This is a genomic window from Mucilaginibacter sp. KACC 22063 (assembly GCF_028736115.1).
Classification (GTDB): domain Bacteria; phylum Bacteroidota; class Bacteroidia; order Sphingobacteriales; family Sphingobacteriaceae; genus Mucilaginibacter.
The window spans coordinates 2,430,055-2,444,918 of the sequence record NZ_CP117877.1 but is presented as its reverse complement, the minus strand read 5'-3'; the positions used below and the strand labels follow the sequence as shown (position 1 = coordinate 2,444,918).

The 14,864-nt window shown below is 44.1% G+C and carries 7 protein-coding genes; 4 read left to right on the top strand and 3 right to left on the bottom strand.

From position 1 onward, the window contains the following. The first annotated feature begins 74 nt into the window (after positions 1–74). Positions 75–452, top strand: a complete 378-nt coding sequence (locus PQ461_RS10335; RefSeq protein WP_274205418.1) for a chorismate mutase — start codon at positions 75–77, stop codon at positions 450–452. 46 nt (positions 453–498) lie between these two features. Here the strand turns inward: PQ461_RS10335 and PQ461_RS10330 are convergent, their stop codons facing one another. Next, entirely contained in the window at positions 499–825 is a 327-nt protein-coding gene (locus PQ461_RS10330) for a hypothetical protein (RefSeq protein ID WP_274205417.1), read from the bottom strand. Between the two features lie 124 nt (positions 826–949). Between PQ461_RS10330 and PQ461_RS10325 the strand changes: the two genes are divergently transcribed. After that, positions 950–2,857, top strand: coding sequence for an AAA domain-containing protein (locus PQ461_RS10325; RefSeq protein WP_274205416.1), 1,908 nt, complete (start codon positions 950–952; stop codon positions 2,855–2,857). Between the two features lie 39 nt (positions 2,858–2,896). On the opposite strand, the gene PQ461_RS10320 is transcribed toward PQ461_RS10325, so the two are convergent. Together PQ461_RS10320 and pta are read right to left on the bottom strand one after the other, a co-directional pair. Further along, entirely contained in the window at positions 2,897–4,102 is a 1,206-nt protein-coding gene (locus tag PQ461_RS10320; protein ID WP_274205415.1) for an acetate/propionate family kinase, read from the bottom strand. 14 nt (positions 4,103–4,116) lie between these two features. Then, entirely contained in the window at positions 4,117–6,210 is a 2,094-nt protein-coding gene (pta, locus tag PQ461_RS10315) for a phosphate acetyltransferase (RefSeq protein ID WP_274205414.1), read from the bottom strand. A 426-nt stretch (positions 6,211–6,636) separates the two neighbouring features. Here pta and PQ461_RS10310 point away from each other — a divergent pair, with 426 nt between their 5' ends. After that, positions 6,637–13,905, top strand: a complete 7,269-nt coding sequence (locus PQ461_RS10310; RefSeq protein WP_274205413.1) for an Ig-like domain-containing protein — start codon at positions 6,637–6,639, stop codon at positions 13,903–13,905. Beyond that, a complete protein-coding gene (locus PQ461_RS10305; RefSeq protein ID WP_274205412.1) occupies positions 13,905–14,837 on the top strand; it encodes a PorP/SprF family type IX secretion system membrane protein in 933 nt (310 codons plus the stop codon). Before PQ461_RS10310 ends, PQ461_RS10305 begins: the two co-directional genes overlap by 1 nt. Positions 14,838–14,864 lie beyond the last annotated feature (27 nt).

Sequence of the window (14,864 nt, the reverse complement as noted above, 5' to 3'; positions counted from 1 at the left end):
TAACAAAAAAATAACATATTAAAGCGCATATTAAAGCAATATTCGCCGTTATTATAGTATTCAACTAAAATATCATGAATATTACATCATCGCTATTAAAAACAGTATTCGCATTTATCTTTTTGTTCGCCTTTGCAATAACAAATACTAAAGCGCAGTCAACCATTAATACATCAGCAGATTTCGGCAGTGCCCGGTCGCGTATTGATTCGATAGATAAGCAACTGATCAAACTGATTGGCGAACGTGAAAGAATAGTACAGGCTATAGGAGTTTACAAAGCAAAGAACAACATTCCACCGCTACAACCGGCAAGATTTCAGCAGGTTGTAAATGAAGCAAAGAAAAATGGCGCTTCAGAAGGCTTATCTCCTGAGTTTATAGAAGAACTGATGAATGCTATTCATAAAGAAAGCCTCAGAATTGAAGACGAAGCTAAGAAAAGCAAATAAATAGCATTGCCTTTTTACTTAATAAATGCTCATGAGCAGGACAGAATTATATTTTCATCTGCTTTTGAGCATTTACTTTATTGATGATCAGCAACAGTAAACCCACTGCAAAGCAAATACCAGCTAAAAAGTTGATCGTACCTGCAATACCATAATAATAAATTGCTTCCTGTTGTGACATAGCCCTAATCTGCATAAAACGTGGCATATAAATAAAAAATGCAGATACCAGTAATACAATGCCCGAACCAACGAAGAGTAATATAGAATCTGTATCAGCTTTCTTAGAAAGGTAATAACAAGTTGCTACAAATACGAGAAACGGGGGAACTAATGAAATGTAGCTAACCAGTGAAGCAAGAAATTGTTCCATAAGTATTGAAATAAGGTAATGATAAATCTTAATAATTCATACCCTACATCCAACAGCGTTGAGGCTATTTGGTTTGATTTATCAAAAGTACTTGCAGCTGATAACGCTTTATTACTTTTGCAGGATGGATTATTTCAGTGACCTGCTTGGCTTACTTAATATCGAACGCAAGGAAGACAGGCAAAACTATCTCAGGCTTGCCGAAACCACATCAGTAACCGAACGCCGTGCGGCAGGTATGGCATGGTACCCGGTAGCCATAAGGGGTACAGAACCAAGCCGTGGAGATTACATCACTGTTGAGTTGGAACGCACTACGCATCATGACATTGCGCACCAGTTCAGGTTTGGAGCATCGGTTGCCTTGTTCTCCAACCATAATCCCAAAACAGACCGTGCAGAAGGCATCATAAATTACCAGGGCGGTAACCGTTTAAAACTTACCTTACGAACTGATGAACTGCCAGATTGGGCGGATGCAGGCAAACTGGGTGTCGATCTGCTTTTCGACGAAAACAGCTATAAGGAAATGGAACTGGCACTGAAACAGGCCGGTAAAAAAATTGACGACCCTAAGCAAAGTCGGCTGATTGAGATACTCACAGGTTTAAAAGCACCTGCATTCGATAATCGGGATGGTGAAAATTTCGCATCGCTAAATGCCTCACAAAATATTGCTGTACAAAATATTTTGGCTGCCCAGGACCTTGCTATTGTGCACGGTCCGCCGGGAACCGGCAAAACCACTACCCTGGTTGAGGCTATCAAAGCTTTAGTAACACAAAAGAATGAGCAGGTACTGGTTGTGGCTCCAAGCAATACGGCAGTTGATCTTTTAAGCGAAAAGTTATTTAATGCAGGTTTAAACGTTTTGCGCATAGGCAATCCGGCACGGGTTTCTGATAAACTGATGTCTTTAACCCTTGATAGTAAGATCGCAGCTCACAGCTATAACAAACAGATCAAGGACTTAAAGAAGCAGGCTGCCGAGTATAAGAACATGGCGCATAAATACAAGCGAAGCTTTGGCCGTGCAGAGCGCGAGCAGCGCAAGGCTTTGTTTGACGAAGCTCATAAGATTATGAGAGAGGTGGATAAGTCAGAGCAATTTATCATTGATGATCTGGCTGCCAAAGCCCAGGTAATTACCGCTACATTAGTTGGCGCTGCGCATTATACCATCAAAGACAAAACATTTAAAACTACCGTTATTGACGAGGCAGGCCAGGCCTTGGAACCCGCCTGCTGGATACCCATTTTAAAAGCTGATAAAGTAGTTTTAGCAGGCGACCATCTACAACTGCCGCCAACTATCAAATCAGCAGAAGCTGGCAGAAAAGGCCTTAGCATCACGCTACTTGAAAAACTGACCGCAAAGCACCCTGAAGCCGTGGTATTATTGGAAGAACAGTACCGCATGAACGAGGTGATCATGGGATTTTCATCAAAAGAGTTTTATAGTAACCGGTTAAAAGCTTATGAAGGTGTAGCACATCAGCGGCTTTTTGATGGTGATTTGCCATTGATTTTTATTGATACCGCAGGAGCAGGATATGACGAAAAGTTGGAAGGCACCAGTTCTACTAATCCCGAAGAAGCGGCATTTTTAATTCGGCACCTTGAGCAATTAGTTATTGAAGCAGAAGAAAAATCTCTAAATAAAGAATTACCCACTGTAGCTGTGATATCTCCTTATAAAGAACAGATCAGGATACTGGATGATTTTTTTAAAAGCTCACCTTTATTGACAAAGCATCAGGATAAGATCACTGTTAATACGATAGATAGTTTCCAGGGACAGGAACGCGACATTGTTTATATCAGCATGACGCGTAGCAACACGGAAGGTGAGATCGGCTTTTTGGCCGATATAAGACGCATGAACGTAGCCATGACGCGTGCGCGTAAAAAGCTGGTTGTTATTGGCGACAGTGCCACTATTGCACAATTGCCTTTTTATGCTGATTTTATTGCCTATGCTGAACAGCATGGCGGTTATCAAAGCGTTTGGGACTTTCCCGATTTAACATAATTTCAGTGCCTTCCCAAAACTAAGGAAGGCACCATCAGTTTAATTTAAGTGGCTGTTCAACTCCAGGCACTGATTGGCTATTTCCAGCTCCTCGTTAGTGGGCACAATCAGTACTTTTACTTTTGAATCTGCCTTGCTTATTTCCCTGATACCCTTTTCTCTTTTCTTGTTTATCTCCTCGTCAATTGCTATACCCAGATAATCAAGGCCGCTACAAGCCATTTGGCGTACAACCGCATCATTTTCACCAACGCCTGCTGTAAATACAATGGCATCAACTCCGTTTAATGCCGCAGCATAGGCCCCTATAAATTTTTTAATCCTGTAGGTATACATATCATAGGCCAGTTTCGCTTCATCACTTCCCTCTTGTATGGCTTTGGTCACATCGCGCATATCGCTGTAACCTGTTAAACCCACCATACCGCTGCGTTTGTTTAACAAATTACTTACCTGCTCAATATCATAGCCAAGCTGGTTAACCAGATAAAAAATAACAGTAGGATCAATACTGCCCGAGCGTGTTCCCATTATCAGACCATCCAACGGACCAAAACCCATGCTGGTGTCAACCGCTTTACCACCATCTACCGCACTTATACTGCAACCATTCCCCAGGTGAATGGTAATCAGTTTGCTCTGTGGTTTATTTAAATATTTGGATGCCTGTGCCGAAACATATTTATGGCTGGTACCATGAAAGCCATAAGCGCGTATATTATAATCTTTATAGTAACTGTTGGGAATAGCATATCTGTAAGCATGCTCCGGAAGTGTTTGAAAAAAAGCTGTATCAAATACACCGATGTGCTTAGCCTTACTGAATATTTTCTCGGCTACTTCTATGCCGGTATAGGCAGAGGGGTTATGTAATGGGGCAAGCTGAAAGGTAGCTTTCAACTTTTCTTTAACATCTGGTGTAATAACGGTTGTCGAAGTAAAAAATTCGCCTCCGTGTACTATCCTGTGCCCTACAATTTCAATATCATCCGGATTTTTGATAACACCAATGGCAGCATCCATCAGCAGTATATTAACTTCCTTAATAGCAGCTTCATGGTCTGGTATCTCCATTTGCTTGCTCACTTCCTTTTCTTCACCGTGTATAGATGCTTTGTAAGTGATAGTTGATTGGTCTAAGCCGATCCTGTCTACCATGCCCGAACAAACAGGCGTGGTAGAAGGCATTTTAAAGAGTTGATATTTGATTGAGCTGCTGCCCGAGTTGATTACAAGGATATTCATTATTGATCTGCTGATTATTTGTCCTGGCACTGTATGGCTGTGATAATTACTGTATTAAAAACGTCGTCAACCGTACAGCCCCGGCTTAAATCATTTACCGGTTTGTTTAGTCCCTGCAACATCGGGCCTATTGCCAATGCACCTGTTTCGCGTTGTACCGCCTTGTATGTATTGTTACCTGTATTCAGATCCGGGAAAATTAATACGCTTGCCCTTCCTGCCACTTCAGATCCCGGCATTTTGCTGCTGCCAACTACCGGGTCAACAGCTGCATCATACTGTATAGGCCCTTCAATTTTTAGGTCGGGGCGTTTTTGTTTAACTATTTCTGTGGCCCGGCGTACCTTTTCTACATCCTCACCTTCGCCAGAGGTACCTGACGAATAGGATAACATCGCTACCCTTGGTTCAATGCCGAAACGCTGGCTGCTTTCTGCCGATGAAATAGCAATTTCTGCCAGTTGCTCTGCCGTTGGATTTGGGTTAACTGCACAGTCGCCGAAAACCGATACACGGTCTGGCAGGCACATAAAAAACACTGATGATACCACTGATATACCAGGCTTGGTTTTTACAAACTGCAAAGCCGGGCGAATGGTATGCTGTGTAGTGTGCACCGCTCCTGATACCATGCCATCGGCAAAGCCTTTGTAAACCATCATGGTGCCAAAATAGGATACGTCTGTCATCATATCCCTGGCCATTTCCATGTTTACATTTTTGGTTTTACGCAGCTCGTAAAGTGTGTTTACAAAATCATCATAGTACTCACTCTGATGCGGGTCTATAATGTTGATCTTGTTCAGGTCAAGGTTAATATCCAGTCTGCTAACCAAGGCTAAAATTTCATCCTTATTACCTAAAAGGGTTAGCGATACAATATCTTGCGAAATTAACCTTGCGGCAGCTTTCAGTATCCTTTCATCTGTGCCTTCTGGTAATACGATGTGCTTTTTATTGCTTTTCGCCCAGTTGGTAATCTGGTACTGAAACATACGCGGCGTTATGCCCGATGGCTTAAAAGTGATCAGCCGTTTATCAAGTTCAGGGATGCTTACATACTTGTTAAACGTATCAATAGCAAGCTGGATCTTTTTGGTATCGCCGCTTGAAATTTTTGATCGAATAGCGCCTACGATATTGCTTGTTTCAAATGTACCGGTTTGTACTGCTATAATCGGCACAACGGTTTGCAAACCTTCTATCAGGCGTACAATCGGCTCTTCCGGCTGATAACCAGCTGTTAACACAATACCTGCAACCTTTGAATAACTGGTTGATAAGTTGGCCTGTAAAGCACTGATAATGATATCGCCACGGTCGCCGGGCGTAACAATCAATACGTTCTCTTTCAGGTAATTTAAAAAGTTAGGTACCTGCATGGCGCCGGTCACAAAGTTATCCACCTGGTTTGAAAGATGCTCATTACCGAACAGTAATTTACCGTTCAGCTTTTCAAGCACTTCTTTCATTGTGGGGTTTTGCAGGCTTTTGTTTTCTGGGATAACCGATACTAATATTTCTGAGGAAATCTGCTGCGTAAGCAGTTCCTGCACATCCTGTACATTATCCTCACTAACCTTATTGGCTACAATAGCCAGTACCTGTATCTCGCGCGAATCAAAATTACGGATGGCGGTAAGCGACCCGTTTACAATTTGTGCGGTAGATTTCTTTTCGCCCGATATAACGATGATCACCGGGGCGCGAAGATTTTTTGCGATCTGTGCGTTAATTTCAAATTCAAAAGCCGCACCTTCTCCCTGGTAATCAGTACCTTCAATTACGGTAAAATCATACTTGTCTTCCAAGTACTTAAACTTGCGGATAATGGTATCGATCATCTCACCCTGGCTTTCGGTATCTACCTGCCGCATGGCTTCCTGCCAGGTAAAGGCATTTGTATCATCATAAGCAATAGGCAGATCAAAATGGCTAAGTATAGTATCGATGTGGTTATCTTTCTTTTGCTGGATACTTTGGCCTGTAATAGGTTTAAAAAAACCTATTTTCTGTGCTTTGCCTAAAAGCATATTGACCAGCCCCAGCGACACAAGCGATTTACCGCTGTACGGTTCTGTACTGGCTACAAATACAGTCTTTATCATAGACGGAGATTTTTTATTTGTGCAATATTAAAACTTTAACACATGCTGCTGTGCAATGCGAATAAAATTTTAAACGCCATTGAGAATTAATTTTTAAATATATCTTTGTGTCAACCTAATGGGAAAGATGTTGTTTTACATTTTTCCCATTTTTTTGTGCTGTAAAGTTGAACAACAAATTAAAAGGCCAATGAATATTTAATCACCCCTTTAAGTTGTATAGTATTTATTTATAAATCCTTTCGTCATCCTTTACCGTATACGTAATCGCAAACACTAAACAAACTATAATAAGTTCTGCAATTATTAACCAGGTCTTTATGTAATAAACTTTACCCATTCATTTCTTTTTTAAATTTCTGATACGCTCAGGGTATTGCTTATCTCCTATCGGCATGTTTAGCAGAATGCATTTTGCTGTAATGTATGACTAAAACTTTACGCCTCTGCCTTATTCTATGCTTTTTTTTAAGCTTTATAGGAGTAAAATCTTTTGCTCAAAACTGCACAATAAACGCAGGTGCAGATCGTACCATATGCCCGGGTGATGCTTTTATTTTAACCGGAAACATTAACGGTTCCATCAATCAACAACCTGTATGGACACAGGTTAGCGGCCCGGCAGTTACTGTGTCGGCAACTACCAACAACAATGGCACCGTAACAGCTACCGTAACCGGGTATGCAAGGTCGCAGTCATATACCTTCAGGCTTACTTCGCAATGTATTGATGGCAGCCCTGTTTTCGATGACGCAGTTTACACCGTATCAAACCTTACAATAGCCAATGCAGGCTCCAATATTAAAGCTTGCCCGGGTGTAGTAACTATGGCAGCAAATGCACCAGCCGCCGGTGAAACAGGTGTATGGACGGTAAGTGGTAACTTACCATTACCCAATCCGGCAACCTCTCCTAACGGAACAATTACTCTCCCGGCTACAGGACCAACTGTGGGCACTTCTGTATATACCTGGACTATCACCAACAGTTCGGGCAGTTGCTCAACATCATCCAATGTAAGTGTTACCAATCTTGGCGGCGAAGCCATTTTTGCAGACAGCCCAATCAATGTAAGCTGTTACTCAACAACGGCAATTGCACGCTTACATGCTTCATTCGCGGGGATTGGAAACGGGCAGCAAGGTACATGGTCATTTATAAGCGGTCCAAGTGTACCAAGCTTTGGTGATATCCACGATAATAATACTGGTGTGGGTAATTTAACAGCAGGTATATATAAAGTACGCTGGACGGTTGCAGGTCAGTGCGTAAACGGTACTGCTGATGTAACCATCAATGTATCGGCACCTACACAGGATGTTACAGATGCTGGCGGTGAACCTTATTTTACGTATTGCGATGGCCGCACCAGCACCGTACTTAATGGCGTACAACCACGTTACGCCAACGAGGTTGTGCAATGGACATCGGCATCAACAAACCCTGCTGGTGTTACCATCTCCAATGCCACTTCGCCAACGGTTACATTAAGCGGATTAGACGGACATTCGCCTTATGATTTTGTTTATACAATTACTAATACGGTAACCGGATGCTCAAACACTGGTATATACCATGTAAGATATACCACGCCGCCTTCTATCACCTTTATAACTGCTAACCCTGCTGTTTTGCCATGCGATGCCAGCCAGTTAATCATCAATTATGACGTATCGGGTGGTAACCGTACACAATGGGCTCTGGTAAGCGCGCCGGCTGGTTCGCAATTACAAGCCAACGCCGGAATTAATAACTTTACAACCGCTGCCGATAACCTTCAGCCAATTGTGGGTATGAACAAGATCGGTACCTATATTATCAGGTTCAGGCGTTACAATGATGATGCCTCGGGCGGATGTTCAGATGCTTACAAGGATATTGCCATTGTTGTTTCCAAATCGCCTTATCAGGCAAATGCCGGCACCTCACAGTTACTGGCCTGCGGTACAACAAGCGCCACCCTTGCAGGTAACGCCCCTCTGGCTGATGATGCAGGTAACGGGCAATGGACACAGGTAAGCGGCCCTAATACCGCTGTTATTGCCAACCGAAGCTTAAACAACACCGCCATATCAAACCTCACCAGCGGTGTATATGTTTTTAGATGGATAGTTACCGGTGGCGGAGCTGATTGCGGTAATTCACAATCTGATGTAAGTGTTATTGTTGCTTCGCCGCCTACGCATGTATATGCTGGCGCTGACTTTACAAACTGCTATGCAACGCCCGTTAAATTAAATGCAGACGCACCGGCAACAACGGAAAAAGGAACATGGAGCATTGTTTCAGAAAGCCCAGCAACGCCTGCAAGCAGTATTACATTTGCGGATATTAACGATCATAACACATTAGTATCCGGCCTATTAGCAAATAAGACCTATACTTTCCGTTGGACGATCTTGAACAGTTGCGGCAGTATCAGCGATGATGTGGCTGTAAGCACAAATGCGACAGCAGGACCTAAGCAGGCAGCAGCCGGCACCGATCAGTGCTTGCCATCAGGCACTACCAGCTTTACTTTAAACGGTAACGCCCCCGATGCAGGAGAGACAGGGATATGGACATTAGTAGCAGGCAGCCCAAATACCCCGGCTTACACTAATGCCAATACACAAACAGTTACAGGAGCTGTTAATGGCACTTACAGGTTTGAATGGCAGCTTACAAAAGGCGGCTGTATTTCTTCAAGGGATACGGTTGTGATCACCACATCTCCTCCAACTACGCAGGCACAGATCAACGGTGGTACAACTGCAACAGATCAATGCGGGCTTGATCCCATAACACTTAACGCTACCAATGCGGCCCTGCGACCCGGCGAAGTAGGAACCTGGACACAAACTGAAGGGCCTGGCGGTGTGACTATTAGTTCGCCGAATGGCACATCAACCACAATTTCGGGTTTGGCCGAAGGCAGGTACAAATTCAGGTATACCATAACCAATAATGCCTGCTCAACTTCATTTGCAGAAATTTCATATAATTTAACCGACAGGCCTACCCCGTCAAATGCACATGTAGATAACATTAGTACCATCAGCCTTTGCGATGCCACCTCTACAGCATTAAATGCCAATGTGATAACCGTTGGGCAAGGTTTGTGGGTTGTACAAAGCGGCCCAAATTCGCCTACGTTCAGTAACCTTAATGATCCAAAGGCAACCATTAGCGGACTAATATTAGGGAAATATGTATTAACATGGAGATCAAGTAACGGCACCATATGCTCACCTTCTGAAACAAGTGTTACTGTTGTGGTACATCAGTCGGCAAATGCAGGTGCAGATCAAAACCTTTGCAATACAACCACAACCGTATTGGCAGGTAACGAAGGCAGCGACGGTACCTGGACTTTAGTATCCGCGTTACCGGCAGGCACTGCCCCGGTAACAATTAGTAAAAATGGATCAGCATCTGGCTTCGGCAACAGCGCTATTGTAACAGGTTTAACGCCGGGCGCTACCTATGTATTCCGTTACACAATTAATACCGGTACTGTAGCAGGCCAGGATGCAGGCGGTTGCGGAACGCTGACAGATGACGTAACTGTAAATGTTTCGGGACCGCCATCGATTGCAAACGCCGGTGCAGACCAGCAAATATGCATCGCAAACACTACATCGGTAACGCTTGCCGCTGTTGCCCCTACAGTAGGAACCGGTGCATGGAGTTTGGTAAGCCGCCCCATAGGCAGCGTGGCAACGATTAACAATCCATCGAGCAATAGCACGACGCTTGACAACCTGACCGTTCCGGGCGACTACCTGTTACAATGGACGGTAAGCTATGCAAACTGTCAGGGTAACCTGTCAAGCAATGATATCGTGCGTATCAGTGTTTATAGTCCGCCTACAGTTGCGCAACCAATGACGGATCAGCTTAATGCCTGCGTAGGTAATGTCACTTTAACCGGCACAACACCAACATCAGGCATAGGTACATGGACTTTTGTACCCAATAGTTCATCAGATACCCGCACACCTACGATTGATGCACCGAACTCGCCTATAACAACAGTATCAAACCTGGTTGTTGATCCGTCAAACCCTTACCGTTTCAGATGGACGATCAGCAGCGGGCCGTGTACCGCATCTTCGGCAGATGTAAACGTCACCGTAAAAGATCAAACACCAGCGGTAGCCAATGCCGGAACAGTCAGCAATGTTTGTGAACCATCTTCGGATACGCCTGCGGCAGTCACCCTTGCTTCTACCAACACCAATTTAACAGGTAATGATGTAGGCACATGGACGGTTACGGCACAACCTTCTGGTAGCCCTGCGGTAACTTTTAATAATATACACAACGCAACAGCTACAGCCAGCGGGCTTATACCGGGGGCTTATACCTTTACATGGACTATCACCAACAATAGTGAATGTACCTCAACAAGCAGTGTAAGTTTTTCGGTTCTGGCTGCGCCTTCACAGGCTGATGCCGGACCTGCTAATGCATCGTATTGTTTGAATAATCCTGTTGTGCTTTCTGCTAATACACCAACGGCAGGTACCGGAACATGGACGGTTGTTTATAAACCGTCTGGCGCTGCTGATCCTGTTTTCAGCTCTGTAAATGCAAACAATGCTACAGTAAGCAACCTGATACCGGGCAATTACATTTTCAGGTGGACCATATCCAACGGCACCTGCGCTGATACATTTGATGATATATCAATAACCACTGCTAATTGTGATGTTGACCTCACTGTTACTAACAGCGATGGCAAAGCAACATACATTCCGGGTACAGCTAATACTTACACAGTAGTTGTTTCAAACGTAGGTAGCAGCAGCGCCAATGGGGCAACAGTTACTTACCCTTTCCCTAATGGTACATCCGGTAACTGGACGGCCACCTTTAGCGGCGGTGCAACAGGCACAGCAAGCGGTACAGGCAGTATCATTGAAACTGTAAATATACCAGCTGGTGGCGCAGTTACTTATACCGTTGCCCTGAACATTCCGCTTACACAAACAGGAAACGTTACCACAACTGCAACAGCAACAACACCTTCAGGCTCTACAGATCCTACACCGGCCAATAACACCGCTACAGATACAGATGTATTAACAAACACAGTCGATCTGAGTATCACCAACACCGATGGTAAAACAAGCTACGTTCCGGGTACGACCAATACCTACACGGTTGTAGCCACAAACTCAGGAGCTATAAATGTAACCGGGGCCGCAATTTCCTACCCGCTTCCATCTGGCGTTACCGGATCATGGACAGCAACTTATAGCGGTGGTGCAACAGGAGCGGCAAGTGGCTCTGGTAGTATTAACGAGTCGGTTAATATGCCTGCGGGTTCAACTGTTACTTATACTGTTACTGCTAATGTCCCTACAACACAAACCGGAAACCTGACTACAACTGCAACCATTACGGCTCCGGCAGGCATTATAGATTCTACACCTGCAAACAACACCGCGACGGATGTTGATGCAATAAATAATTCGGTAGACTTAAGTATAACGCAAACGGTGTCAAATCCAACGCCTCCTGCAAACACCAATGTTACCTTTACAATAACAGCAAATAATAACGGCCCGTTAACAGCTTCAAATGTTAACGTTACCGACCTGTTGCCAAGCGGCTACACATTTGTATCGGCAACACCATCTGTTGGTACATACAACAGCACTAACGGTAACTGGAATATTGGAAATATGACCAATGGTGCCAGCAATACATTAACAATTATTGCTACGGTTAACCCTACAGGTAATTACACCAATACGGCTACTATAGGCAGCAGCAATACCGAGTCAAATACAAACAACAATACCAGCCAGGCAGCTGTTAATCCGCAGTCGCCTCCTGTTGCAAACAACGATGCTGCTGCTACCCCAGCAAATACGCCTGTAACTATCAACCTGATCAGCAACGATACACAAAGCTCAGGTAATCTTAACCCTGCAAGCGTGACCATTACACAGCAACCACAACATGGTACAGTTACGGTGGACCCTTCTACTGGGGTTGCCACTTACACACCAAATGCAGGTTATACTGGTCCAGATACCTTTACATATACTGTTAAAGATGTAAACGGTGGTACTTCAAATGTTGCTACCGCAAATATCACTATAGACAAGGCTCCGCAAGCCAACAATGACAATGCGGCAACCAACCCTAATAGTCCTGTTAATCTTACCCTGCTCACTAACGATGTAAACGGAGATGGAACCATTGTGCCATCAACAGTTACGGTTGTTCAGCAGCCGCAAAATGGTAAGGTAACAATTAACCCAACCACAGGGGTTGCCACTTATACACCAAATAATGGCTATACCGGTACGGATGCGTTTACCTATACCGTTAAGGATTCTAACGGGGCAACATCAAATGTGGCTACGGCAACTATTACCATTAATAAGGGCCCGCAAGCTAATGACGACAGTGCCGTAACCGGCCAAAATACCCCAGTAAATATTACTGTACTTAATAATGATGTAAGCAGCAACAGTACTTTAGTGCCATCAACTGTAACGGTAATACAGCAACCATTACATGGTACGGTTTCTATCAACCTAACAACCGGAGTGGCTACTTACACGCCTAATGCAGGTTATTCGGGTACGGATAATTTTACTTACACAGTTAAGGATGCAAACGGCGCAACTTCAAACATTGCAAACGTGACTATCACTATTCCTCAAGGTCCGGCTGCAGTGAATGATAATGCAACCACTACGCCTAACACGCCGGTACAGATAGATATACCTGCTAATGATACCCCGGGCAGTGCACCTCTTGATCCTACTACGGTTACCATAATCAGTCAGCCTGCACACGGTACGGTAGTGTTAGATCCATCTACAGGCAGGGTAACATATGTGCCATCTACCAATTACACAGGCACAGATCAATTCACTTATACCATCAAAGATCAAAACGGCAATACATCAAACGTAGCTACTGTAAATATTGCCATTACTGACAAACCGGTGATAGGCCTTGCAAAATCGTTGACCACCATCGCTAAAAATCTGAATGGTAGTTATGATGTTACCTACACATTTACAGTGGGTAACTACGGGGTAACTGATTTAACTAATATTAGTGTCAAAGACGACCTGCGCCCTACATTCCCAAGCGAACAGTTCCAGGTAAAAAGCATCAGGACGCTGGGCCGCTTACAGGTAAATGTCAACTATGACGGCAACAGCAATGCAGAGTTGCTTGCAAGCGGTAACCCATTGGTAAGAAACCAGGTTGAACGTATTGAGATGGTGGTAAACGTAACGGTTTTAACCGGAGGCGCTACCTACCTGAACCGTGCTTATGCAAGCGGAACTTCAGTAACCGGGGCAACAACTACCGACCAGTCTACAGACGGATTACAGCCAGATCCGGACGTTAATGGAAATGTCAGCCCGTCTAATCCAACGCCTGTTGTATTAAGTCGGCCTACCATAAAAATACCTGAAGGCTTCTCACCAAATGGTGACGGTGCACACGATAAGTTTGTGATAGAAGGCACAAGCGGACGACGTGTATCACTTGAGTTCTATAACCGCTGGGGAAACCTTGTTTACCGTAACAACAGTTACCAAAACGACTGGGACGGTAAAACCAACCAGGGCATTCACATCGGCGATGATCTGCCGGAAGGCACTTACTATTACATTATACGGATAGATGATACAGATAAATATGTTGGATTTATAACCTTAAAAAGACAATAATGAGAACTATCAAACTGGTTATAATCACTTTTATTTTGGCTATCGGAGCTGAAAAGGTAATGGCACAGCAGGAGGCTATGTACACGCAATATATGTTTAACACACTTGCCATAAACCCCGCTTATGCAGGCAGCCGTAACGTAACTTCTGCAACGGCTTTATACCGCAGCCAATGGGTCGGTATTAAAGGTGCGCCAAAAACCGCCACCTTTACCATGGACGCCCCTATTGATGACAAGAAGATCGGCCTGGGTTTACAGGTGTACAATGACAGGTTGGGCATCACCAATACATCTGGCGGTATCATCAGTTATGCTTATCGTATCCGGATGAGCAAAGGTACCCTTGCTCTTGGTTTGCAGGGTGGCGTAAGCCAGTACCGTGCTGACTTTGCCAATGTTGATTTAGGATCTGATGCTTCGCCGGATTTAGCGTTCAGCAATAACGTAAACAAAGCCTTGCTTGATTTTGGGGTTGGCGTTTATTATAGTACCGATAAATTTTACCTGGGTTTATCATCGCCTCAATTGCTAAATAACAAACTGACTAACTTAACAGTAGAAGGCAATAACGGCTATACCGGGCAGGATATGCACCTGTTTTTGGCAACAGGGTATGTGTTTCCTGTCGGCGAAGACCTGCACCTTAAACCTTCTGTATTGATTAAGTATGTAAAGGGCGCCCCCATTGAGGCCGATATCAACGGCACCGTATGGATTAAAGATGTGTTAGGCGTCGGGGCAATGTACCGTACCAAAGCAGACATTTCCGGCTTAGTTGAATTCCAGGTGTCGCCACAGATCAGGATTGGTTACTCATACGATCATAGCACTACCAAACTGGTTAGCTACAACTCTGGCAGCCATGAAATTATGTTAAGATACGAGTTTGGCTTTACTAAAGGTAAAATTATATCTCCACGATTTTTTTAATATGCTGAGAAGATTATACATAGCACT